Raw genomic sequence first — 24,621 nt, 5'->3', positions numbered from 1 at the left:
CAGTTCAGATGAATGTGGCCCGATTACTCGGCGATATCCACGGTTTCGAAGGTGAAGTCACCCAGCGGGCTCATCTTGAAGCCCGACACCTTGTTCGACATCGGCACATACTGGGTCGAGTGCGCGATGGTGAACCACGGGGCCTGCTCCTTGAAGATCACCTGTGCCTGCTCGTAAAGCGCGGTGCGCTCTGCCGGGTCGGCGGTGACCTTGGCGTCCTTCAGCAGCGCCGAGAACTCCTCGTTGCACCAGAAGGCGCGGTTCGCACCGCCCTCGCCAGCAGAATCGCAGGACAGCAGCACCGACAGGAAGTTGTCCGGATCGCCATTGTCGCCGGTCCAGCCCAGCATCACGGCGCCATCACGGCCCGCTTCCATCGACTTGGCCAGATACTCGCCCCACTCATAGGACACGATCTCAACCTCGACGCCGACCTGCGCCAGGTCTTCTTGCATCAGCTCTGCCGTGCGGCGGGCGTTCGGCATGTAGGGGCGCTGCACCGGCATCGCCCAGATCTTCATCGACAGATCGGTGACGCCAGCTTCTTCGAGCATCTTCTTCGACGCTTCCGGATCGTAGGCATCGTCTTCCACGGCGTCGTTATAGGACCACATGGTCGGCGGGATCGGGTTTTTGGCCGGAAGCGCCGCGCCCTGGAACACGGCCTCGACGATGGCGCTCTTGTCGATCGCCATGTTCAGCGCCTTGCGGACAGCCGGATTGTCGAAGGGCGCCTGGGTGGTGTTGTAAGCGAGGTAGCCGACGTTCAGGCCTGCCTGCTCTTCCAGCGTCAGGTTCGGGTCGGTGCGGATCGCCTCGATGTCTGCGGGCGCCGGATACGGCATCAGGTGGCATTCGCCGGCCTTCAGCTTTTGCAGGCGCACGGCCGCATCGGGAGTGATCGCAAAGATCAGGTCGTCGATGATCGCCGGGGTGCCCCAGTATTCGGTGTTCTTGGTGTAGCGGATCACGGCGTCTTTTTGGTAAGCCACGAACTTGAACGGCCCGGTGCCGATCGGCAGGTTGTTCAGGTCTTCGCGGGTGCCGGCAGCCTCCAGCGCATCGGCATATTCCTTCGACACGATCGAGGCGAAGGGCATGGCGATGTTGGCAAGGAACGGCGCTTCGGGCTGGTTCAGCGTGAACTTGACGGTGTAGTCGTCGATCTTCTCGACCGACTTGATCAGGTCGGGCATCGCCATCGAGGTGTAGTATTCGTAGGTGATGCCGGGGATATACTGGTGCCACGGGTTTTCCGCATTGCCCTGACGGTCATACGAGAAGATCACGTCATCGGCGTTGAAATCGCGCGTCGGCGTGAAGCTTTCGTTCGAGTGCCACTTCACGCCCTTGCGCAGGGTGAAGGTGTATTCGGTGCCGTCTTCCGAAACTTCCCAGCTTTCCGCCAGGCCAGGCTCGACCTCGGTCGTACCTTTCTTGAACTCGGTCAGGCGGTTGAAGATCGGGTGGGCCGAGGCGTCAAAGGTGCCGCCCGCAGTATAGGGCGCCGGGTCGAAGCCTTCGGGCGAGGCTTCCGAGCAATAGACGAAGGTCTTTGCCTGGGCCGTGACGGCGGTCATGGCAAGCGCTGCCGAGGCCAGTACGAATAACGTCTTCATGGGCATTCTCCCTTTGGTGGTCTGAAACGGGCTGCCGGATTATCTGGCAGGTATGCTGGCCACGCCCAGGGGCGCAACCGGGGACTTAGCGTCAGCGTCACCCTGCGCATCGCGGAACGCGTGCAGGGGGTGAACTGAATGGGTGACCGGGTGCAGCATCTTGCCCATCCACAGCAACCGTGCCGGGCTGTCGCCGGGGTTGGAGTAGGAATGGGGCTGCAGGCCCAGGTAATGCATGCTGTCGCCCGTTCGCAGCAGGAAGCTCTGGCCATCCACGACCTGAAGGATCTCGCCCTCCAGCACAAAGATGATCTCTTCGCCGGAATGCTGCACGGTTTCGGTGCTGTAGTGCGGTGGCACGTTCAGCACGAAGGATGTGAGTTCATGCCCCGGAAAATCGGCGCCCAGCTTTTCATAGATCACCGAATTTCCGGCGACCGAGAAGCGGGGCCGCAGGCTGGCGCGGGTCACGGCGTCGGACTGCCGCGGCGTTGCGATGAAATGGTCGATGCTGACATCCAGCGCCGCGGCGATCTCGGCCAGCGTGCCGAGGGTCGGGACCGCGTTGTCCCGCTCGACCTGGCTGAGATAGCTGACGGACACGCCACAGGCATTGCTGAGCTCCTGAAGCGTCATCGACATCATCTGGCGGCGCTTGCGGATGCGCGGGCCGAGGGTGAAGCTGACGCCGCCGGTCTTCTTGCTCATTGCGGTCCTTGGATGGGGGTGGCTTCTCGGGCGGGAGTTCATCCGAAAGACGGAGTCTTTGCAACACAAAATTTTTCTCGGGGAAAAATCGTTTTTGTGGTGGAGGGGCAAGCCCGTAGACGATGAAAGGGTGCGGCGGCGCTGATGCGCATCGCACTCATGAACCACGTCTCAGCCCCCGGGCTGCGTCGAAATCGTTCGCGTGGCCTGAAGTGGGCGTAAGGCTCAGGCCTGAGGTTGCACAAAAGTGCCGACCGATCATGATCATGCCGCCCCACGGTTGATGGCGGCGGCGTTGCGGCTCACAGAGCCTATAGCTCGTACCAGATCCCGTCCACGCATCTCAGAGCTACAACTTGGCGGGGCTCAATGACTAAATCGGACCCTGATCTCGTTGCAATTTTCACGCCATGAATCAAGGTCAGAGGGGCAGACTCCGTCATAATCTCTACGCTGTAACCGTCAAACCCGAACATTATGTCCGTCCAAGATTCGGCGCCTTCGCCAGAATAAACAATAACTTCCGGCCCCATCAACAATTCTGGTTGTGTCGTGTAGCGAACCTCGCCACGCGCACCGCGTATCCTGACGTCTGGAAGATAAGTTTCATCCATTAAATAGTAATTGGCCGGCTCATGTCCAGAAAACTCCACGCCATCAACGTTTATGTCACTTCGCTTCGAGGCCTCTGGTATTGAAATAAAGACGCCAGACAGTGGCGCCACGAAATGGCGCACCTTGAGATTGATGATCGACAGGCGGTCTCCCACGACATGAATGCAGTTCGCCTGCTCAGTAACCATCACTATCTTGCAATCCGTCATTGTCACATCACGGCCGAGCAAAAAAGCAGCACGATCAGCTCCACCAGATGAGCTAAACGTACAATCACTAAATGTAACACAGGAAACATCAAGCCAGTAAGAATATTTATCAGAGGAGCAAACAAAAGAACATTGTGAAAATGATACTATTTTTTGGGTTCCATATTTTTCCCAGTATGGCGATGTAATATCTGATACTCGCAAAAATCTTGCGCTAGAAAGATGATTCTGAACAAATTGGCAGGCCAAAAACGCAGTTTCGGTCACCATGTCCAAGTTTAGCACTGAACGAGATGTTACGTTTTCCCTCGACTGCTCAAACTTGCAGCCAAGGAAATAGTTATGCCTGCTGCCCCCAGACGCGTTGAGCATCAACGCACAATGCTCAACCCTAAGTCCTACAAACTTGTTTGCGTTGGTCTGGTCGTAGGAGCCGGATAAAACTAGAGCATATTCGTGGTTTCGATCAGAAATGGCTCGCCCGCACCTCAGTATTTCCATCGAATTAAAATTGCTGTCGTAGGTATCAAGCAAATGCAGCGCTTTCCCCCTAAACCCCTCAACCAAGACCCGATCAAAGAGAACAGATGACATCCTCTGCAGACGCACGCCATCAACGTGGGATTTAGTATCGCCACGAATATATAAGTTTGACAGAGTTACTCCGCGCGCAAATATCTCGCTCAGGCTTCCCCGCCCAAGATTGCCATGGATCCATATTGATGCGGGACCTTTAAAGTTACCGCGCTGTTGCAAAATCACAGCTCCGTCACCCGTGATTTTGAGGCCCAGGTCCCAGTTGTTATCCGCCATCATTCGACGATTTATCACGATTTTCGAATATACATACGTGCCACTTGATACTCGCAACTCGCCTCCGCCTGATCGCATGACTCGGGAAATGGCGGCTTGAATATACCTAGTATCGTCGGAAACTCCATCGCCAGAGACCGGCCATGCCGAAAGACTCCACACACCGCCGGCGCCCGGCATGATTCCCAGCTTAATTCCACCCTGACCCGTGTAATCAATATCGCCATCAGCACTGGCCCTATGCAGGACTATATAGTGATTCCCCGAGGCAAATACACTGAGACCGGGGTAAACACCGGCCATGGTATATGTGAGCTCTGCCAGCCGTGATTTAGCCGATAGAACCAGAGCGCCGTCCGGAATCTCACTGGGGGAAGCCTGCGCCTTGGCGGCGCCAATTATGAAGCAGGACGCAGATGCCCCAACAATAAATGACCTGCGTGAGGGCATTCGAGAGATTGTATTTCTACTAGGTAAATCACTCAATTTCACGCCATCCTCCACTTCCGGTCAGGGAGTCGCCATCACTTTGCCAATATTGGCAGCACACCATTGTTAATGTACACAAAAAGCGAAGATGCGCTGAAGAGGGCGTAGAGAAGGACTGAAAGAGTATTGAAAATTGTGAACCGAAAGTTTCGAATGAGGGAGGCGAATGTAATAATGCTGAACGCGAACAGGAACTCCTTGAATCGGTCAGAAAGGACCGGTTGATTCACAAAAAAAATCACCACAGGAATGGCCAGCGCACTCAATAGCGTCGCCAAGAACACACCATCGGACTTATTTTGGAGGCCCGTCACCAAAAAGCAGAAGATGTAACTTGTGTAAATCATGTTGGTGATGGAAAGAACTTTGACTTCTCGATCCAGGCCTTCGCCCGCAAGGTAATTTATCAGGTTCGAAGCTGGAAAAACGCTAGTTATGAGCGTCAGCGACAATGACAGGGCAAGAACGCAAGCCGAAGCAATAGCAAAATTGATCAAGAACGATGCCTTTGTCATGAATCTTGTGGCAAAATACACCATAGCAACTATTGAGGACGACATGTGAAAGAGCGGAAGAAAGTAAGGTGCGAATCGAATGCTCCGCGTGGATACATCCATCCCCCTAATTATCCAAAAAGCCAAGGCGATTGCGAAAGCCACTCGAATCTGGGTATACTCATGCAACGGAAAGAACGCGGCCAAGTAGCAAACAGATGGTATCAGCGACCTAGAAATTGCAGTCAGTACATAAAACTTGATCAGTAAAGAAAAAATTGCAATCGAAGCGAGAAGTCCGCTTAGACTAACGTCATAGCGCGCGAATGTCGAAAATATCAACCTAAACGCCGGTTCAACCTGAGTGAAAACTGTCGATTTGCCGCCAAAGTACGACATGTAGTACCTAGTATAGACACTCCAGTCCTTGTTGATTCCAAATGCCTGCTGATAGACTACGACGCTGCAAATTATTGCAAAAAGTGTTACCGCAATGTATCGATATATCTGGAGAATTGATCCGACACTGTTACGCTTGCCCGCGCCCTGGTGGATGATTGGGTGAAACCCACCAGCATCATTATTCTGATCAACCATCCAAAGTTGCTCCGCGTACGAGAAATAGAAGGCTGAGCCCCCGCAACCTTAGTCCTGATCGTCCCGGTTCGAAAGGCAAAATCTTGGCCTCCTCCACGGCAGGCCCGCCCCCGCTCACCGGACAGAGCATCGCTCCGCCCGGCAGCTGGTTCCCAGACCTTCCGGCAGCACCCGCGCGCCGGTTCGATGCAGGCCCTACTTCAGCAGGGACTTCAGGTAGGCCCCGTAGGTATTCTTTCCGAACATGGCGGCGCGGCGGGCCAGCGCCTCGTCATCGATCCAGCCCTTGCGGAAGGCGATCTCGTCGATGCTGCCGATCTGCAGCTCCTGACGCTCTTCCAGGGTGCGCACGAAGTTGCCAGCATCCAGCATGCTGGCATGGGTGCCCATATCAAGCCAGGCAAAGCCGCGGCCCATCGTCTGGACGTCAAGCAGCCCCTCTTCCAGATAGGTTTCCAGCAGCGTGGTGATCTCCAGCTCGCCGCGGGGCGACGGGACCACGGCGCGCGCGCGCTCGGACGCGGTGTTGTCGAGGAAGTAGAGCCCGGTGACCGCGAAGTTCGACGGCGGTACTTCGGGCTTTTCGATGATCGCGGTGGCTTTGCCCGTCTCATCGAAGGCGACCACGCCATAGCGCTCGGGGTCGGCGACGTGATAGCCAAAGACGGTGCCGCCGGTTGCCTTCTCATCCGCGGCTGCCAGCAGATCCGGCAGGCCGTGACCGAAGAAGACGTTGTCGCCCAGCACCATCGCAGAGGATGCCCCGGCCAGGAACTCTTCCGCCAGCAGATAGGCCTGCGCCAGCCCATCCGGCGAGGGCTGCACGACATAGGTGAAGTCCATGCCCCATTGCGAGCCATCGCCCAGCGAGCGCTTGAACTGCTCCTGGTCATGGGGGGTGGTGATGATGCAAATCTCGCGGATCCCGGCCATCATCAGGGTCGAGATCGGATAGTAGATCATCGGCTTGTTGTAGATCGGGATAAGCTGCTTCGAGAGGCCGATGGTGATCGGGTAAAGCCGGGTTCCAGAGCCGCCGGCCAGGATGATGCCCTTGCGCATGGTCATTTCTGTCAATCCTTGAGGCTGAAGGGTGTGTCGAAATCTGCCCAGCTCTGGGCCTTGCGGTCCTTGTCGGACAGGATGGCCTGCTCGGGCGGCAGACCCCAGTCGATCGCCAGATCAGGATCGGCGAAGAAGACCGAGCCGTCGCAATCGGGGGCATAGGTATCGGTGCACTTGTACAGAACCTCGGTATCGGGCTCCAAGGTGATGAACCCATGCAAGAAGCCCTTTGGCACCAGAAGCTGCCAGGCATTGTCGGCCGTCAGCTCGACGCCAACCCATTTGCCGAACTGGAGCGAATCCCGGCGCGCATCTACGGCGACGTCCAGGATGCGCCCCCGAACCACGCGCACCAGCTTGTCCTGCGCGCGCGGCGGGCGCTGGAAATGCAGCCCCCGCACCGTGCCCGTCTGGCGGCTGAGCGAATGGTTGTCCTGCACGAAATCCAGATCGATCCCCGCGGTCTTCAGGGTCTCGCGATTCCAGGTTTCCTGAAAGAACCCGCGATCATCGGCGAACCGCCTCGGCTTGAGGACAAGAACGTCCGGAAGGGTGGTTTTTTCGATTTCCATTTCGATTCCTCAGCTCAATTTGGCCAATACGTCATCAAGCCCCTTGCGCCAGTCAGGACGCTCGATGCCCCAGTTGGCAAGCGCCGAGCAATCCATACGGGAATTTTCGGGTCGGCGCGCGGGGGTGGGATAGGCAGAGGTCGGGATATCCTCGACCGATACATGGCGGCCGGCCCGCGCAAAAATCTCGCGCGCGAAGTCGGCCCAGCTGACATCCGGAAATCCCGAAAAGTGCAGCGTTTCTGATGGCTTGCCAGCCACAAGGCCGCGCGCAAGCACCAAGCAGGCGCTGGCGATTGCATCTGCAGCGGTGGGGCCACCCACCTGATCGGCCACGACGGTCAGCTTGTCGCGCGTCTCGGACAGCCGCAGCATTGTCTTGACGAAATTTGCCCCGGTCTCGGAAAACACCCAGGAGGTTCGCAAGATGGCATGGGGGCCGCCGGCAGCCCGGATCGCCTCTTCGCCCTCCAGCTTGGTCTGGCCATAGGCGCCGAGCGGTCCGGTCGGGTCAGACGGCTTCCACGGCGCGTCGCCCGACCCATCGAAGACATAGTCGGTGGAAATATGAACGAAAGGCACACCGGCCGCGGCAGCCACCCGCGCTATTGCACCCGGGGTGGTGGCATTGACCGCCCGCGCGGCTTCGATCTCGGCTTCGGCCCTGTCCACCGCTGTCCAGGCCGCGGTATTGACTACCGCATCTACGCCCGCGATGTGATCTGCCACGGCCTTGGCTGCCGCTTCCGGCTGCAAAAGGTCAGCCTCGGCCCGGCCAAGCACGATCAACTCCAGGCCTTCGGCGGCTGCGATATTCTGGAACGCTGTCGCAACCTGCCCATTGCGTCCGATCAGCAGAATCTTCATTTCGTCGTTCCCAGACGCTGGCCAACGCCGCTGCGGGCGAGCAGCGGCTGCCACCAGCTTTCATTATCGAGATACCACTGCACGGTTCTGGCCAGGCCTTCTTCGACCGTCAGCGACGGTTTCCAGCCCAGCTCTTCGCGAATGCGCGACGGATCAATCGCATAGCGCGCATCATGCCCGGGACGGTCGGTCACGAAGGTGATCTGGTCGCTGTAGGATCCGTTCGGCTTCGGCTGTTTTTCATCCAGAATCGCGCAGAGAGTCTTCACCAACTCAAGGTTGGTGCGCTCGTTCTCGCCGCCGATATTGTAGCTGCGCCCTAGATCGCCTTTTTCGACGACCAGAAGCAGCGCATCGGCATGATCCTCGACGAACAGCCAGTCGCGGATGTTGGAGCCGTCACCGTAGATCGGCAGCGGTTTTCCGGCCAGCGCGTTGAGGATGATGACCGGGATCAGCTTCTCGGGGAAGTGATAGGGGCCGTAATTGTTGGAGCAGTTGGTCAAGACAACGGGCAACCCATAGGTCTCGTGCCAGGCGCGCACGAGATGGTCCGAACTCGCTTTCGACGCCGAATAAGGGGACCGGGGGTCGTAAGGGGTCTCCTCGGTGAACTTGATCGCGGGATCGCGGGGAAGCGATCCGAAAACCTCATCCGTGGAGATGTGGTGGAAGCGAAAGGTCTCCGGCTTGCTCTGCGCAAGCCAGTAGCTGCGCGCAGCCTCGAGCATATTGTAGGTGCCGGTGATATTGGTCTCGACAAAGTCTCCCGGCCCGTCGATCGAGCGATCAACATGGCTTTCCGCCGCAAGGTGCATCACCACGTCCGGCTTGTGATCGGCAAAAATCCGGTCCAACGCTGATCGGTCTCTGATGTCAGCATGCTCGAAGGCGTAGAGCGGACTGTCTGCGACCGGGGCAACGTTCTCTGTGCAGGCTGCGTAGGTCAGCGCATCAAGATTGACCACCTGGTGTCCGCGCGACACCGCCAGGCGCACCACGGCGGAACCAATAAAGCCCGCCCCACCCGTGACAAGAATCTTCATAGACCAAACTCCATCATCTCTTTGCAATCATCTCTATTGCTCTTCTACTACGGCGCCGTGACAGGCGTCATTCCGGGTGCCCACGATGATCTCACTGTCGTATCAGAACATCGACGGCCGACATGATAACAACAAACCCAATGGCCAGCAGGCCAGAGCTGCGCACGAACTTTGCTACAGGAAGAGCAAGAACGAAGCGGTAAAGGATGAAATAGTTGGCACAGAAAGATACCGAAAACGACCCGACGATCCACCAGCAGAGCGTCTCGAGGTTTCCAGACAGCGCGCCCACGAACATCCCGGCGACATTGATGAACGAGGTGATCAGGCCAGTCATGAACAAAAGCCCCATCCGGTTGAAGGCCTGATAAAATCCCCCACTGGTCGCCGCGATGACTTGGCATGGGATGGAGATTGCAAAGATCTCCAGCAGCCTGGCGCTCGGCTCCCAGCCTGGCCCCAAAAGGATCCGCACGATGACGTCCGCGCCAATCCATATCACGAGGCCCGCAGCACATCCCAATGCGCCAAGCTTCCACGAAAGCTCTCGGTTGATTCTTTCAACCTCCAGGGGATCACTGACATAACCGCGCAGAACCGGCTGGATCGCCGGAACCAGCGAGAAACTCAGCAGCAAAAGCGGATAGCGCATCAACTGATAGGAGCGGTTGTAGAAACCAAGCGCCTCGAAGCCCAGAAACTTCCCGACTAGAATGCTGTCAAGGTTGCGCGAAAAGAAGTTGACGAAGTTGAAGCCGAATTGGGCAGAGGACGAGCGGGCAATCGCCGCAATGGCGCTGAACTTCGTCCCAAATCCCGTTCTTCCGAACTCCGTTTTCCCCGACAGGATCCAGGCGATCGTCAGCTGACAAAAAGACATGATCGGCATTTTCGCCGAGAGGCTCGTGACCGGATCGAAACGATGGCTCAGAAGAATGGTCGCCGCGGTCGAAATCAACTCGCCGGTGATCCCGGCAGCAGAAATGTGCAAAAACTTCTGTTCACGCAGCAGCAAAGCCACGGGAAGGCTGGCCGCCGCCTGAAACAACACCACTGGCGCGATCATCCTGACGGTAATCGTGATCTGCTCCTCGCCAAAGAAGGCCGCGATCGGCCCGGCAGAAACGAACAGGAGCACCCCTAGCGCCAGCCCAAGAACCAGCAGAAATGAAAATATTCCATCCCGGTCTTCGGGCTCCAGATGCCTAAGATTGATGATTGCCGGGCCAATCCCGGCCTCGGCAAGAAGCTGGGTAAAGGTGAAAAGCACCATCCCGATCGCCACAATACCGAAAGCCTCTGGTGCGAAAAAACGCGCCAGGACGATGGTTGAAATCGCATTCACCGCATAGAGCGAGTATTTCCCGAGCAAACTGCGGCGGATCGCACGCCAAAGGCTCTTGCGCGCTGCGTCTTCGGATGGTCTCTCCGTGGACATCGCTACTTCCAGAACCGGTGGTGCATGGAAATGCGGCGCTTGAACGACAGGGGCAGCTTGTGTTCCATCAGGCCCAGCTTATACGCGACAAGCTTGGCCCCGCTCCGCAGAACAGAGCGAGCTGCTTCCATCAGGCCATGCGGCTGCATGTGCTTAATCTCGGCCAAGGCATATTCCTTGCCCTTCCCGGTCGGCCGACCATAACTTCCGAGAATATCCTGTGCACGCCGGTGCATCACGCCGATGTCGAAATACCGGCGGAACTCTTCCCGCAGCGTATAGTCATGGCTGTGACGGACCATCGCATCGGCGACATACTCGGTGATCCACCCCTTTTCCAGCATTGCGACATTGGCCAGGACATCCTCGCCAAGGATGACGTCCTCGGGGAAGCCGTTGATATCTTCCAGGGCGGCAACTCGGTAGGCGGAGAAAGAATTTGAGAACAGGGTGTCCCGGAAATTGCGGGCGCTTTTCCCGCGGTAATCCACCCGATACGAGCTGTCCGAGTAGTTGACGTTGCGCGCAAAAGCTTCGGCAGGCGCGGCCCCCATGCGCGGCAGCTGGCGACCGAAACAACCGCCAAGACGCGGCTCGTCAAACCGCGCGATCATACGCTCAAATGCCTCATCATGCGCAGGCACAGCATCCTGGGTCAGATAGAGAACCACTTCGACCGGCTTCGGCAGATGCTTGACCGCACGCCAACGCGTTCCGCCATGATTGAATTCGCTTGTCGTTCCGCGCACAACCGTGGCGCCGAATGCTTCCGAGGCTTCCAGCGAACCATCTGTCGACCCAGAATCCATGACCAGGACACAAGACGGCTGAAGGGTCTGCTTGGGCAAGCTGGCCAGAAGCTGCTTGTAAAGTTCGCCACCGTTATAAACAGGTATGATCACCGCGAAGCTGGTATTCATTCAGAATTATTCCTTGGTCGCGATCGACGGAAGGCCAAGTCCAATTCGATCCATAAGCAGGTTTATCCTGTAGGCCGCATTCGCCTTGATTCGTCCCGGCAGGCTATGGTCAAAAATTTCCTTCGCCCGCAACCCGTTGGATCGAACGCGCGAGGCCCGCAGGCCATGCGTTTCGATCCGAACGCTAGCCTCGTCCAAGGCAAACTTCAGCAGCCGTTCTGAGTGCAGCGGCTCGGAACCGGTGGAGCAGAAACGTTCTGCAAGTCCAAGCCGGCCAGAAACCGCCCTGGCCGCCGTATCACCAATTGCAAGGGCGAACCGGTCATTGACGCCGCCAAATGCCTGCCATCTTGGCACCAGCACTGCCGAGTCGGATTTGATCGCGGCGGCGCGCTCAAAAATCTCGGTCAGGTCATCATGGTACAAGAGGTCGGGTCGGGCGAACAGCGTGATATCCGCAGCATAATCCCCGGCCAGCTTGTAGGATTTGTCGATGGAATGCAGCTGGTGAAACAAGTTTTTCAGCGACTGGAAGTCATCCTCCCAAGCATCGCCATATGACTTGACCTTCTCGAACGAACTGGTCGGCAGGAAGATGTCCGGCTCTTCAATCTCCAGTTTGTCGAAGTTCAGTAGATCATAATGGCCGGATTTTATGACCGAGTTTTCCAGGCTTCGCGCATTGCGGATCGCCTTGACATTGTAGAAATGCCCATGAACCCGGATCTCTCCGAATTTCTGCGCCGCAGCGATCACGTGATCATTGATCGAATTTGCAGTGTAGGGCAGCGACCGGGTTATTCCGAAAAGACAGATGGATATCTTCAAGACGCAATCCTCCCCTTCTGGAGCATCTGCGCCGCCTGCCGTACAAGTATATCTTTTTTCATTATCAGCCTGCTTTTGCGTCTTGCGCTGTACTCAGGCTCATACTTGTTCAACATTCTTTTCCGGGCATTGATCCCGGCCGTGTAATTCCGCGTGATACTGTCCTGACTGTCCATGACCAGCGCCAGCGGCTCCCAGTGAAAGGCAAAATCAACGCTTCCGACCAGCCTCATCATGACGTCCCAGTCCTGAAAGCGCTTCAAAAGAGGATCGAATGCGCCGATTTTCAGGATTACATCCCGGTCCACGACCAGAGTCTGCGTCGACAGGAAATTCCGATGGAAAGCCGTCTCCCGTATGACGCTGATCACGTCATCAATGGGCTTTTCGACGGGATAGAGCTTCGAGCTGCTTTCCGTAACGCGAATGAATCGGCCAAAGCTGGCTGCCACACCACTGGATTGCATATGCGTCCATTGCAGCTTCAGCTTTTCAGGAAGCCAAATGTCATCGCTGTCGTGAAAGGCCACAGTCTGGTAGCTGCTTTCCTCGATTCCGCGATTGCGGGCCGCGTTCGCACCACTGTTGTCCTGTCGGACATAACGTACAATCGGGTCATTCACGCTCTCAACGGCCTGTCTGGTCTCATCGACAGACCCATCATCAACCACAATGACTTCCAAGGGCCGCAAGCTTTGGTTTAAAACGGAACGAATAGCCGGAACAATAACCGCTGCTCTGTTATAACTCGGAATAACAACCGAGATCGGAGCTTGATCTATCATGCATCCTCCAGAATGCCCAGCGGGTCGAAGATGCCCATTCTTATTTCAGATCTGGCAACATGAGCCACTGAGTCGGAGCTTTGAACGCCCCCTCTGGCTCCGCCATGCTGCAACCCAAACCATTCGGTGCACAAGTGTTTCAGGGCCCATCGAATCTCGATGAACGCCCCTAACCTTCACTTCTCTACCACTGAAACGCACACGATTGTAACAGACATTCCGGTTCCTCGAAAGAGCCGGCGCGAAGTCAACATGCTGCACAATCATTTTTTCCAGATTCTCCATCCGGGGATGACCCGACGTCTTGTAAGCTGATTGGCTCATCGACACAACTCGCCATCGTCGTTCAGCGTGACATGTGCGCGGCTGGACCGCAATCCTGCGTTCCGCAACGCCTGTTCAGCCGAGGTATCCGTATCCTGCTTGACATAAAGAAGGGGCCGAAACCTGACATGTCGCCTCCCTCTGGGGCCTACTTGCCCCCCAACAGTATGCGGAGGGTGCGAGCAGAAACTATTGGGACAGAAATTTCACCAAGGAATCCAACGGGCTGAAAAGACTTGGAGCTCGGGATGATGCCAAGCGGCGCGACGAGTAGAGGATTCGGCCCGACTCTGCTGGACATCCGCGACGAGGAACCGGATCCGCTGCTCTGGACCCGAACCGCTGAACAGCTGTGGACCCGTCAGGGGCGAGGACGATGGCCGCAACTGGTGGTCACGTCGGTGGGAGGCGACCTTTGACAGCACGCCGTCAAAGCTGCAGTACTGGGATCGCAAGCTTCGCTCGCGCAGACATGGCGGAAGAACGGCACACCGATCAGCGCAATCAAGACCACATAGACCGGCACGAGGGCGATGGACCCCGCCATCTGCGGGAGTTGACCGACCGGCGCAGGGGTGACAGCGGTCCCAACAGCCCCGCCGAGGACGGTGCGCGTCGCGACCGACACCTACCCCAACGACCGAAGCGGCGCCCGCAGAGCGCCACCAGCAGGCAAGCGGCCATCGGACCAAACAGGAAGGAGGGATAACAGGGTCAAAACCCCGACCCCGGCAAGGGCGAATGCCACTGTGAAGCCCTGGTGGGGTAGTGTCTGCCGCATTCCCGATCAGCCCAGATCGACGGCGCGGGAATGCGTCACGACGGGGGGGTGTTGACGAATTCGCGGATGCCGTAGATGCCAAGCTCCCGAGCGGATAACGCCGGTCCGACGCGGTCATGCCGTTGATGAACACGGCCCCCGCCTCGATCCGGCGGCTGAGAACCCTCGCCCGGTCGATGTCGCCGGTCCACAGCGCCGCGCCGAGGCCATATTCCCTGTCATTGGCAAGGTCGATGGCATGGTCAACATCGCGGGCGTGGATGAGGGCGACGACTGGACCGAAGGCGGTCTCACGCCCTATGAATACATCTGCAAATCCGGACATCAGAGCCCGGTCGGTTCATCCTCGACCCGATCCACCAGATGCAGGGACTGAACAACTAGCTTGACCCGCTGTTCACGAAGCCGGCGGAAGCTCACAGCTCGGTGCCATCCGCCAGATTGCCGGATCACCCCTGCACATGGACAAGGTGGGGTGCGGAGAAGGCGTTCGCTTTGATCGAAGCAAGGTCGCACTCCCCGGCGAAATGGCAATGCGCCACATGGCTTGCGCTCAGCGCCGCCGCTGGAGGGAACGTTTCACACAGAGGTTGCGCGACCGGGCAACGGCTGCGAAAGCGGCACCCGGAGGGTGGGTTCATCGGGCTAGGCACGTCGCCTGAAAGCAGGATGCGTCGCCGGGCCAGCTCTTGGACTGGGTTGGTCAGTGGCACCGCGCTCAGCAACGCCTGGGTGTAGGGATGCGCTGGATGGCCATAGAGTTCTGCACTGGTTCCCTGCTCCATAATCTTGCCCAGATACATGACGTAAACACGCTGCGCAGCCAGCCTGACGATCGCAAGGTCGTGGGCAATGAGCAGGCAAGCCATACCCAGATCATCGCGAAGCTTCAGGAACAGGTTCATGATCTGCGCCCGGATCGACACATCAAGAGAGCTCACCGGCTCGTCGCAGACCAGCACATCCGGATCGGCGGCCAGCGCCCGGGCAATGCAGACACGCTGGCGCTGCCCTCCGGACATTTCGCGAGGATACCGATCGGTCAGTTGGGCCGGAAGGCTGACCGCTTCGAGAAGCTCGGCGATGCGGGCCCGTCGCGCGCTTCGATTGCCTTCGCCATTGATCACCAACGCCTCGTCGATGGCCTCGCCGATGGTCTGTCGCGGACTGAGCGAGGAGAGCGGATCCTGGAATATATACTGGATCTTGCGCCGGGTCGCCGCGCCCCGACTGCCGCGCAGGGCCAGCACCTCCTCCCCACGAAAGCGGATCTGCCCCGAGCGAGCGCGTTCCAGCCCGACGATCGTGCGGCCAAGGGTTGATTTCCCGCAGCCGGATTCGCCCACGAGGCCGACGATCTCGCCAGCATTGATATCAAGCGTGACCCCGTCGCAGGCCCTGATATCTGCCCCAGTGCGGCTGTCGCGGAAGTGCGTCTTCAGATCGACGATGCTGAGAAGGGGTTTTGACATCTGCAGGGCCTCAGGCGGGATGATTGATGACGACCGGGCAGGCCGCAAGATGGCCGGTGGCCGAGCGCGGCACCGACAGAAGAGCGGGGCGGTGGACCGAACACTCCGGACGAACCTCGGCACAGCGCGGCGCGAAGGCGCAGCCCTCGATGCGGCGCGCAAGGTTCGGCGGTTGGCCAGGCAATCCGGCAAACTTCGTGTTCATCGGCACCGTCAGTGAAGGGACTGAGCGCAGAAGGCCTTGCGTGTACGGATGAGCCGGCTCGATCAGCACGTCACGCACGCCACCGATCTCCGACAACCGCCCCGCATACATCACCGCCACCTTGTCGGCGAGGCCCGAGACCACGCCGAAGTCATGGGTAATAATAACGATGGCCATGCCTAGTCGTTTCTGCAGATCCTTCAGCAGCGCCACGATCTGGGCCTGCACGGTCACGTCCAGCGCAGTGGTCGGCTCGTCTGCTATCAGAAGCCTTGGTTCGCCCGCGATGCTCATGGCAATGCCGACACGCTGGCGCATCCCGCCTGACAGCTCGTGCGGGTATTGCTGCATCCGGCTTCTGGGATCGGAAAGACCAACCAAAGTCATCAGCTCGGCTGCGCGGCTGTCGGCCTGAGCTGCCGTAAGCCCGAGGTGATGCTCGATCCCCTCTGTCAGTTGCCGGCCGATCTTGCGCACGGGATTGAGGGCCGAGAGCGGGTCTTGAAAGACCACGCCAATACCCCCGCCGCAGATGGCTTCCAGTTCGGAGGCGGACATCTTCAGGAGATCCACACCCTCGAACCTGACGGCCCCTTCCATGTCGGCATTGACGCCGACGGGGAGCAAGTCCAGCGGTGCCATGTTCAGGATGGTCTTGCCGCTGCCACTTTCGCCGACAATGGCAAGAACCTCGCCCGGTTCCACAGAATAGCTCACGCGATCGACAGGGCGGACGCTGACGCTGGGTGTGTGCAGCGTCACCGAGAAATCGATGGCCTCAAGAAGGGGCTTGGTTTGCCTGGCGCTCCGGGTCATGCCGACATCTCCTGCTTGAAGATGGCCCGGCGCAGCGAAAGCTTGCGGCGGGCCATCGGGCGAGGGTTCTTTGCTAGGGCGATGCGCTCGCCAAGAAGGTTGAAACCGACGACAAGGATCGTCAGCGCAAGCCCGGGCAGGATCACCAGACGCGGCGCTTCCTGGATATAGGGCATGGCCGAGACCAGCATCTGCCCCCATTCCGCCTGTGGCGGCTGCACGCCAAGCCCCAGAAAGCTGAGATTGGCGATCGCCAGCGCCAGAAGTCCGGCATCGGCGCTGGCATAGACCAGCACCTGACCCAAGGCGACCGGGATCAGATGGCGAAAGATGATGCGCGCAGGGCTGGCGCCCAGCACGCGCAGGCTTTCGATGTAGGGTTGGCTTGCGGCGGCGGCCACCACCCCGCGCGTCAGGCGCGCGTAGATAGGCACCCAGGCGATCGCCAGCGCCAGGATCATATTGCCATAGCTTGGCCCGAAGACCCCGACGATGGCCAGCGCCACGAAAAGACTTGGCACCGAGAAACCGAAATCGCAAAGCCGCATCACGATCTCGTCCAGCCAACCGCCGAAATATCCCGCCAGCGTGCCCAAGATCATGCCCACGGTCCCGGCCAGCAATAGAATGCTCGTCACACCGATCAGCGTTGTCTGGGCCCCTGCGATCAGCCGGCTCAGCGTGTCGCGGCCCAGGTTGTCGGTGCCCAGCCAATGCTCGGGGCTGAAGGGCTGCATCGCCTGCATGAGGTTCTGGGCCGCCGGATCATAGGGGCTGACGACAGACCCGAATATGGCCACGAAGGCGAATGAAAGGACCAGCAACAGGGTTGGCCAGCCAACGATGCGGATAGGTGCGTTAAACCATTTCATTTCAAATTCTCTTCGCACGGCGTTGCAGGGGGTCAGCCATCATCACGATCAGATCGACCGCCAGATTGACCAAGATGAACAGGATCGAAAACATCAGCAGGCAGCTCTGCAGCACAGGCAGATCGCGGAAGCGCGCCGCCTCGACGAAATAGGCCCCGACACCGTTCCACGAGAAAATCGGCTCAATGATCAGCGAGGATTGGGTGATAAAGGCGATGTTCATGCCAAAGGTCGTCAGGAAGACGGGCACGATGTTTGGCAACGCATCGCGGAACAGGATCCGACGGCGGCCAAAGCCCTTGCTCTTGGCGGTGATAATGAAAGGGCGGCTCATAGTCTCTTCCAGCCCCACGCGCATCAACCGGCTCAGCAATGCGCCGGGAACGGCACCCACTGCGATACATGGCAGGATCCACGATGCCGGACCGCGAAAGCCGAAGGTCGGCAATAGCTGCATCTGCACGCCGAAGACATAGATCAGCATTGCCGCCAGAAAGAACTTGGGCATCGAGACGTTGAAGACCGCGAAGGCGCGTATCGTTCGGTCGATCAGCCCGTTGGGCCACATCGCGCCGGCTAAGCCCAGCGAGGTGCCAACAATCAGCGTCACCAGACTGCCCCCGAGAACCAGCACCAGCGTCGGCTGCAGCCGTTGCGCCAGCGCAGTCGAAACGCTTTCGCCCGTTCGCAGAGAACTGCCTAGGTCGCCCTGCATCACATCGCCAAGCCAGTGAAAATAGCGGAGCACCAGAGGATCGTTCAACCTGTATTCCACGGCAACACGATCAACCACCTCCTGGCTGACAAAGCCGCCGCGCATTTCGGCAATCAGGGCTGCGACATTGCCGGGGAAGGCCGCGATGATGACAAAAGAAAAGATCGAGGCGATGATGATAAGAACCGCCGCCGAGACCGCGCGGTTGAGTGTTATTCGAAGCATTTCGGCAAACCTTGCATCTGCTGGGTTTTCGCCGGGGATCCCGGCCGCGGTGCTCCTTGCCTACAAGGAAAGGGATTTCAGCGGCATCTCGTATTCCGTGGCCGGAATGGCGAAGCTTTTGATCCTGTCGCCATGGGCCCAGATCCGGTCGCCATGGAACAACGGCGCGATGGCCCAATTGGCGTGCAGCCAGTCAAAGACCGCCTGGAAGGCTGCGGGCCGATCGGCCTCGGACGCTGCAAGCGCGGCCAGGATCAGCGGATCAAGCGCCGTGTCCTCATAGATCTTGCCATCCGTACCCGGCGCGATCGTCGACAGGAACATCAGCCCGATGGTGTTGTAGGGATCATAGGGCGCCCCGTTGGTCACGAAGAGGGACAGGTCATACTTGAACTGCGGTATGTCGCCATGGCGCGCGGCGTGATCCACGTTGCGCAGCTTCAGACCGATGCCTGCCTCAAGGAAACCGGCCTGCAATACCTCTCCCAATGCGCGCGATCCCGGCACCGCATCTTCGGAAATCACCAGCTCGACATTCAGGGGCTTGCCGTCCTTGCTGCGTGTTCCCTCGCCTATCCATCCCGCCTCTTCCAGCAGCGCCTTTGCCCGTTCAACATCGCGCGCGGGGACGTCAAAACGGGTACCAGCATGGGCGATCACCTCGGGGTAGAGGTTCATTGTCGCCTTGGCGTAGCCCTTCATCACCACCCGAGCGATGCCCTCGCGGTCGATCAGCAGGTTGAAGGCCTCACGCATGTGGGCATCACGGAACAGATCATTGCGCGGGTTGAAACCAAGGATCATCGTGTCGGTGCCAGTCTCTGTCACGACAGTGACGCCGTTGGCCTTTAGCGTGGTGGCATCTTGCGGACTGACCGGCGCGATGAACTTGCCCCCGGCAGCGTCGATCTCGCCGCTCATGATCGAGGAGATGCGGCTCAGGCCATCGGGAATTACCACCAGCGAAACGCGGTCAATAGCGGGACGTGTGCCCCAGTAGCCCGGGTTCGGGACCAGATCGGTGCCGGCCGGACCATCCTTTTCAACCATCCAGGGGCCGGTGCCGACAGGCGCGCTGTAAATGCCCTCGGCATCAACCGCCTTGGGGCTGAGGAAGCGCACGGGGCGCACATAGCTCAGCTCGGTCAAGGCGGTTGGGGTGGGCTTTGTGAAATGCAGGGCCACGGTCATCGGATCGATCACCTCGATGTCCTTGTAATTGTTGGCGATCTGCATCCAGCGGTAATCTTCCTTTGGCAACCAGCGCTCCAGGTTCCAGACCATTGAGGTGGCATCCCAGACCTCGCCATCGGTGAAGGTCACACCCGGACGCAGATGGAAGGTGATGCCGGTATCATCGGGCGCCACCTCCCAAGTCTCGGCCAGACCCGGCTCGATCTGGCCGCCCGGGCCATAGTGGACCAACGGGTCGAAAACCATGTCCTGAACGGCAAAGATGCCCACGTAGCGTTGCGGGTCCAGATTGCCGCTGGCGCGGATGAGGGGCAGGCGCAGGGTCATGCTGCCGTCCTCAGCCAGCGCTGGCAGCGTTGAAAGGTTCAGCCCCAGCGTGGCGCCCAGGGCGGCCGAACCGGCAAGAAGAGAACGGCGGGAGAAAGTGGTCATTCGGAATTCCTCTGCTGGAGATTGCAACCGTTGCCTACGGGCGGACGGAGAGGCGCTCTGCGGCGCCTTGAATTCGTGGGGCTTGGCGCCAAAGGCGCCACGCGCAGCGTCTTGGGCAGAGCCCTGATGCGAAGTGCAAGCCTGTCATTTCACGCTTTGCACAGGATCAGACTGCGCGCTTTCGGGGCCTCGGTCAAAAAATCTGACAGGGGCAGTTTATACTCAATTGTTATAGTTCCCACGCCGCGAAGGTTGTCCCCTGCTCCTTGAGCAATTCATTCTTCACGCGCCGACTGCTTATCGGGAAGGACAGCAGGGGTCGGCTTTACGAGCAATCGCCGCGGCCCATTCCAGGAGCGCGGCGATTGTGGTTTGTGCTTGCCCGGCCCGGGGGCGAGGGCGCGAAAGCCGCGAGCCTGTGGGGCTATTCTTCCAGATAGGCGTCGGCGAAGTTGGTATATCCGTCCGCCTGCATCGTGTGGTTCTTCAGCTTCTTGTCGTAGATCGTGGTGCGCTGCAGCACGAAGAGGTCGATCACCGGAAGGTCCGTCTGCGCGATGGCTTGCATGCGATAGAACAACTCCTTGCGCTTTTCCGCATCGGGCTCGTTGGCGGCGGCCTCCAGCACCTCGTCCATCTCGGGATTGGAATAGCCAGAGCCATTGCTGAACGGGGCACCCTTGATGATGTTCTTCGACCAGTAGACACGCTGGATGCCAAGGGTCGGATCCGGCAGGGCCGAGGGCGTGTTGCTGGTAAGGTCGAAATCGTTATCGGTGTAAATGCGGGTCAGCCAAGTCGGTGTGTCCTGCATGCGGATTTCTACATCAATCCCCACGTCCAGCAGGTTCTGCTTCACCACCTCGGCGGCGCGGGTATACGAAGCGCCGAAGGGTAGCGGATCGTGATAGATCTTGAAGCGTGTGCCGTCCGCGCCGCGCGGATAACCCGCCTCGTCAAGAAGTTCCTCGGCGCGCTGAGGGTCATAAGGATAGGTCGGCACGTCGGGCGTGTAGAATTCGGTCAACTCGACTGGAACCGGGCCGGTAGACTTGACGCCATAGCCGCAGAATACATTTTCCAGGATGAAGTCGACATCCACGGCATGGGCGATAGCCTGCCGCACCCGCTTGTCAGAAAGTTCGGGGCGGCGCGTGTTCACCTCCATGATATAGCGCGACCCAAAGAACTGGTAGCCCTTGGTCTCGACCCCCAGATGCTCGACATTGACCAAGCGCTGTGCCGTGCAGGGGCTGACCGGCCCAAAGACGCCGTATTGGATCTCGCCGGTCTCGAAGGCGGCGGCGCGGGCGGCCTCGTCGGTGATGACGCGATAGATCATCCCGTCGAGATAGGGCTTGCCTTCCTGCCAATAGTCCGGGTTGCGCTCCAGAATGATGGCCTCGCCTTTGCGCCATTCCTTCAGCTTGAAGGGGCCGGTGCCCACTGGGGTTTCCGACACAAGACGCGCGCCAACATCCTCGCCGTCATAGATGTGCTGCGGCACGACCTGACTTTCATTGCCGTTGACCACCGCCAGCAGGTAGGGCGCGGGCGAGGATAGGTGCAAGATGACAGTGTGGTCATCGGGGGTCTCGACGCTTTCGACCTTGGACATCACGACACGGTTACGGGGGTGCATGACCTTCCAGATCTTTTCCAGCGTGAAGGCCACATCCTTTGACGTGAAGGGGACGCCGTCATGCCATTGCACATCTTTTCGCAGATAGAAGGTCGTTGTCAGCCCGTCGGGAGAAACCTCCCAGCGTTCGGCCAGCGCGGGCTGCAGCTTCATGTCCAGATCGTAGGAGGCCAGTCCCTCGAAGATCTTGCTCGAGATATCCAGCGCCCCGCCGATCGGGTTGTGTGCCGTCACCAGGAAGGCCGGGTCGGGATTGACCACTGCAGTGACGATCCCACCGCGCTTGGGCTCGGCCATTGACGGGACTGCAAGCAGAAGTGTCGCGGCAGCCGCCAAAGCGCCGACCGCGAGCCGGTCAAGGGGCATCAAGGCTCTTATCCAGTTCATTTTCAGGCTCCCTGCAGGATTTATATTTTGGCAATGCTATGGCCGACACTGAAACCTGTCCAAACACCTGGGGCGGGCAGCACATTGCCGAAGGTTATGAATGGCTGCACACCTGTCGCGCGGAGCCCAGCCCCCGCAGGTCACGGCCGGGGCTATAAGTCTGGCAAGGCTGCTTGCCGCGCCTGATGATGGGATGGCGCCTGCCCCGGGCGAAGGCCAGATGCTAGGCTTGCGCTTACAACTGGCAGAACTCGGGGTTGCGACATGAGTTTCGGGGAAGAAGGCGAAAACATGATCGCCAGCATCGCGGGCGGGATCGCGGCAGGTGTTTCACCGGTGACGCTGGCTGAAGCCTGTCTTGCACGGATCGAAGCACGCAACGGGCAGATTCGCGCCATGATCCATGTCGATGCACCGGCGGTGCTGGAGTCGGCGCGAAGGGCCGAGCGTGAGATGCGCAACGGGCTCTGGCGCGGCCCGCTGCATGGTGTTCCCGTGGCGGTGAAGGACAACCTGGACGTGGCGGGCTGGCCAACGAGGTTGGGCTCCCGCCTGTTCGGGCAAAGTCCCGCCAGCCGGACGGCGGACTGTCTGGTCCGCCTACAGGAGCGGGGGGCGGTGCTGATTGGCAAGACAAACATGCACGAGCTCTGCGCAGGCGGCCATGCGAACCCCTGGTTCGGCAAAGTGGTCAATCCTCTCGATCCCGGCCGGGGCACCGGCGGCACCAGCAGCGGCGCGGCGGCGGCGGTGGCGGCCGGATTTTGTGTTGCCGCCATCGGCACCGACACCGGCGGATCCAACCGCTCCCCGGCGGCAGCGACCGGACTTTACGGATATAAGCCCGGTCAGGGGCTGATCTCGACCGAAGGCGTGTGCAGCATGGCACCAACTCTGGACTCCGTGGGGGTTCTCGCGCGCTCGGTCGCGGATACGCGGCTGATTGCCGAGGCACTGTCCGGCCGCACCCTTTCGACCGTCGCCCCGGTCGGACGGTTGCGCATTGCCCTATGCCCAGAACTTGCCGGTGCTGCAGTCGATGCAGCAGTGTCAGATGCGATGGGGCGCTGGCTCGACCGGCCGGACGTCGACCTTGTCGAGATCCGTTTTCCCGAAGCCGCAGCGCTGCGCGAGGCGGGGCTGACAATCCTGCTATATGAATTCGCCACCGGCTATACGGACCCGATCCTGGCCAGCCCCGACCTCGTCGGCGCGGCAGTGCGCAGCTTTTTAGATTTGGGACTTGCCATTAGCCCCGAAAGCTACTGCAAGGCCCTCGCGACGCGGCAACGGTTCTTGCGGCAGATGCCCTTGCTGATGGCGGGGATTGATGCGCTCGCCATACCCACCTGCCCTGGGCTCGCTCCGCGGCTGGAGGATGAGATGACATGCGTGAACGGGGAATGGCTGCCTTGGGGGCTCGCGGGTGGCCATTTCCGACGTTGGGCAAACATGCTCGACATGCCGGCGCTGGCCATTCCGCTGCCTTTGCCCGGCACGCTGCCCGCCTCGGTTCAGTTGGGTGTCCTGCCAGGGCAGGATGCGCGCCTGTTCGACCTGGCCGAGGCCCTGACGCAGCACTGACCGGCGGATCAGCCCTGCGTCAGATGGCAGGCAACGACATGCCCGGGTGCCCTGGAGCGCAGTTCGGGCCCCGTGCTCGCGCAGGGGGCAAAGGCGCAGCGGCAGCGCGCGCGGAAATCGCACCCTTCACGCTTGCCGATCGGGCTGGGCATCTCGCCCTCCAAAATCTCCTTGTCACGAAGACGTTGCCCGGTGCCGGGCAAGGGTCGTGCCGCCATCAGCGCCTGGGTATAGGGGTGGCCCGGTGTCGCCCAAAACGAGTCTTTCCCGCCCAGCTCGACAATCTTGCCCAGATACATCACTGCCACGCGGTCGGCGAGATGCTGCACCACCGAAAGATCATGCGAGATGAACAGGTAGGACAGCCCCATCTCTTGCTGAAGATCAGCCAGAAGGTTCAGGATCTGCGCGCGAACCGAGACATCCAGCGCCGAGACCGGCTCGTCGCAGATGATCAACTCGGGTCGCAGCATCAGGGCACGGGCGATGCCGATCCGCTGTCGCTGGCCGCCCGAAAATTCATGCGGATAGCGGCTGGCGGCCTCGGGACGCAGGCCGACCCTTTCCATCATACGGGCAACCTCGGCGCGGCGCTCCCTCGCATCGCCGCGACGGTGGACGATCAACGGTTCCTCCAAGATGCGCGCCACGGTGGAGCGCGGGTTCAACGAGGAAAACGGGTCCTGAAAGATCATCTGAACCTTCGGTCGCCAAGGCCTCAGGGCGCGATGCGACAGGCCGATGAGTTCAGTGCCCAACAGCTTCACGCTCCCCGCGTCCGGCGGCGTCAATCCGGCGATCATCCGACCCAGCGTTGATTTCCCACAACCGGATTCCCCGGCCAAGGCGACGGTCTCACCGCGCCGGATGATCAGGTCGGCACCGGCAACCGCCGTCAACACCCCGG

The 24,621-nt window shown here is 59.5% G+C and carries 21 protein-coding genes; 1 reads left to right on the top strand and 20 read right to left on the bottom strand.

What is annotated here, in order from left to right; genetic code table 11:
• Positions 1-23: 23 nt before the first annotated feature.
• The 19 genes from Q8S30_RS18840 to Q8S30_RS18750 form a co-directional block, all read right to left on the bottom strand.
• The gene (locus tag Q8S30_RS18840; RefSeq protein ID WP_305667560.1) at positions 24-1,619 is read right to left on the bottom strand and encodes an ABC transporter substrate-binding protein; all 1,596 of its coding nucleotides are present in this window, start codon (positions 1,617-1,619) and stop codon (positions 24-26) included.
• A 39-nt stretch (positions 1,620-1,658) separates the two neighbouring features.
• Positions 1,659-2,327 carry a helix-turn-helix domain-containing protein gene (locus Q8S30_RS18835; RefSeq protein ID WP_305667559.1) on the bottom strand — a complete coding sequence of 223 codons (669 nt, stop codon included), beginning with the start codon at positions 2,325-2,327 and terminating at the stop codon, positions 1,659-1,661.
• A 311-nt stretch (positions 2,328-2,638) separates the two neighbouring features.
• Positions 2,639-4,456, bottom strand: a complete 1,818-nt coding sequence (locus Q8S30_RS18830) for a hypothetical protein (protein ID WP_305667558.1) — start codon at positions 4,454-4,456, stop codon at positions 2,639-2,641.
• Positions 4,457-4,488: 32 nt separating this feature from the next.
• On the bottom strand, positions 4,489-5,544 hold the full coding sequence (locus tag Q8S30_RS18825; RefSeq protein WP_305667557.1) for an EpsG family protein: 1,056 nt from the start codon (positions 5,542-5,544) through the stop codon (positions 4,489-4,491).
• Between the two features lie 195 nt (positions 5,545-5,739).
• Positions 5,740-6,612: a glucose-1-phosphate thymidylyltransferase RfbA gene (gene rfbA, locus Q8S30_RS18820; RefSeq protein WP_305667556.1), complete on the bottom strand. Its 873-nt coding sequence runs from the start codon at positions 6,610-6,612 to the stop codon at positions 5,740-5,742.
• Positions 6,613-6,617: 5 nt separating this feature from the next.
• Positions 6,618-7,181: a dTDP-4-dehydrorhamnose 3,5-epimerase gene (rfbC, locus tag Q8S30_RS18815; RefSeq protein WP_305667555.1), complete on the bottom strand. Its 564-nt coding sequence runs from the start codon at positions 7,179-7,181 to the stop codon at positions 6,618-6,620.
• Positions 7,182-7,190: 9 nt separating this feature from the next.
• Positions 7,191-8,048 carry a dTDP-4-dehydrorhamnose reductase gene (rfbD, locus tag Q8S30_RS18810; RefSeq protein ID WP_305667554.1) on the bottom strand — a complete coding sequence of 286 codons (858 nt, stop codon included), beginning with the start codon at positions 8,046-8,048 and terminating at the stop codon, positions 7,191-7,193.
• Positions 8,045-9,094: a dTDP-glucose 4,6-dehydratase gene (rfbB, locus tag Q8S30_RS18805; protein ID WP_305667553.1), complete on the bottom strand. Its 1,050-nt coding sequence runs from the start codon at positions 9,092-9,094 to the stop codon at positions 8,045-8,047. Before rfbB ends, rfbD begins: the two co-directional genes overlap by 4 nt.
• Positions 9,095-9,185: 91 nt before the next feature.
• Positions 9,186-10,532, bottom strand: a complete 1,347-nt coding sequence (locus Q8S30_RS18800) for an oligosaccharide flippase family protein (RefSeq protein WP_305667552.1) — start codon at positions 10,530-10,532, stop codon at positions 9,186-9,188.
• Positions 10,533-10,534: 2 nt separating this feature from the next.
• Positions 10,535-11,452 carry a glycosyltransferase family 2 protein gene (locus Q8S30_RS18795; protein ID WP_305667551.1) on the bottom strand — a complete coding sequence of 306 codons (918 nt, stop codon included), beginning with the start codon at positions 11,450-11,452 and terminating at the stop codon, positions 10,535-10,537.
• A 6-nt stretch (positions 11,453-11,458) separates the two neighbouring features.
• Positions 11,459-12,280, bottom strand: coding sequence for a hypothetical protein (locus Q8S30_RS18790; RefSeq protein WP_305667550.1), 822 nt, complete (start codon positions 12,278-12,280; stop codon positions 11,459-11,461).
• A complete protein-coding gene (locus tag Q8S30_RS18785; RefSeq protein WP_305667549.1) occupies positions 12,277-13,065 on the bottom strand; it encodes a glycosyltransferase family A protein in 789 nt (262 codons plus the stop codon). The genes Q8S30_RS18790 and Q8S30_RS18785 overlap by 4 nt, the downstream gene beginning before the upstream one ends.
• 530 nt (positions 13,066-13,595) lie before the next feature.
• Positions 13,596-14,432, bottom strand: coding sequence for an aldehyde dehydrogenase family protein (locus Q8S30_RS21135; protein ID WP_371135559.1), 837 nt, complete (start codon positions 14,430-14,432; stop codon positions 13,596-13,598).
• A gap of 187 nt (positions 14,433-14,619) precedes the next feature.
• Positions 14,620-15,642: an ABC transporter ATP-binding protein gene (locus Q8S30_RS18775; protein WP_305667548.1), complete on the bottom strand. Its 1,023-nt coding sequence runs from the start codon at positions 15,640-15,642 to the stop codon at positions 14,620-14,622.
• A gap of 10 nt (positions 15,643-15,652) precedes the next feature.
• Positions 15,653-16,663, bottom strand: coding sequence for an ABC transporter ATP-binding protein (locus tag Q8S30_RS18770; protein ID WP_305667547.1), 1,011 nt, complete (start codon positions 16,661-16,663; stop codon positions 15,653-15,655).
• Positions 16,660-17,487: an ABC transporter permease gene (locus tag Q8S30_RS18765; protein ID WP_305667546.1), complete on the bottom strand. Its 828-nt coding sequence runs from the start codon at positions 17,485-17,487 to the stop codon at positions 16,660-16,662. Before Q8S30_RS18765 ends, Q8S30_RS18770 begins: the two co-directional genes overlap by 4 nt.
• A 49-nt stretch (positions 17,488-17,536) precedes the next feature.
• A complete protein-coding gene (locus Q8S30_RS18760; RefSeq protein ID WP_305667545.1) occupies positions 17,537-18,475 on the bottom strand; it encodes an ABC transporter permease in 939 nt (312 codons plus the stop codon).
• Between the two features lie 60 nt (positions 18,476-18,535).
• Positions 18,536-20,101: an ABC transporter substrate-binding protein gene (locus Q8S30_RS18755; RefSeq protein WP_305667544.1), complete on the bottom strand. Its 1,566-nt coding sequence runs from the start codon at positions 20,099-20,101 to the stop codon at positions 18,536-18,538.
• Between the two features lie 424 nt (positions 20,102-20,525).
• The gene (locus tag Q8S30_RS18750) at positions 20,526-22,130 is read right to left on the bottom strand and encodes an ABC transporter substrate-binding protein (protein ID WP_305667543.1); all 1,605 of its coding nucleotides are present in this window, start codon (positions 22,128-22,130) and stop codon (positions 20,526-20,528) included.
• Between the two features lie 264 nt (positions 22,131-22,394).
• Between Q8S30_RS18750 and Q8S30_RS18745 the strand changes: the two genes are divergently transcribed.
• Positions 22,395-23,714 (top strand): amidase, encoded by a 1,320-nt coding sequence (locus Q8S30_RS18745; protein ID WP_305667542.1) that lies wholly within the window; start codon positions 22,395-22,397, stop codon positions 23,712-23,714.
• An 8-nt stretch (positions 23,715-23,722) separates the two neighbouring features.
• Here Q8S30_RS18745 and Q8S30_RS18740 read toward each other — a convergent pair whose 3' ends face one another.
• The gene (locus tag Q8S30_RS18740) at positions 23,723-24,616 is read right to left on the bottom strand and encodes an ABC transporter ATP-binding protein (RefSeq protein ID WP_305667720.1); all 894 of its coding nucleotides are present in this window, start codon (positions 24,614-24,616) and stop codon (positions 23,723-23,725) included.
• Between the last annotated feature and the right edge of the window lie 5 nt (positions 24,617-24,621).

Source organism: Frigidibacter sp. (assembly GCF_030695035.1).
Taxonomy (GTDB): domain Bacteria; phylum Pseudomonadota; class Alphaproteobacteria; order Rhodobacterales; family Rhodobacteraceae; genus Frigidibacter.
Note: the sequence above shows the minus strand (reverse complement) of the source record. Positions and strands in the feature narration are given on the sequence as shown.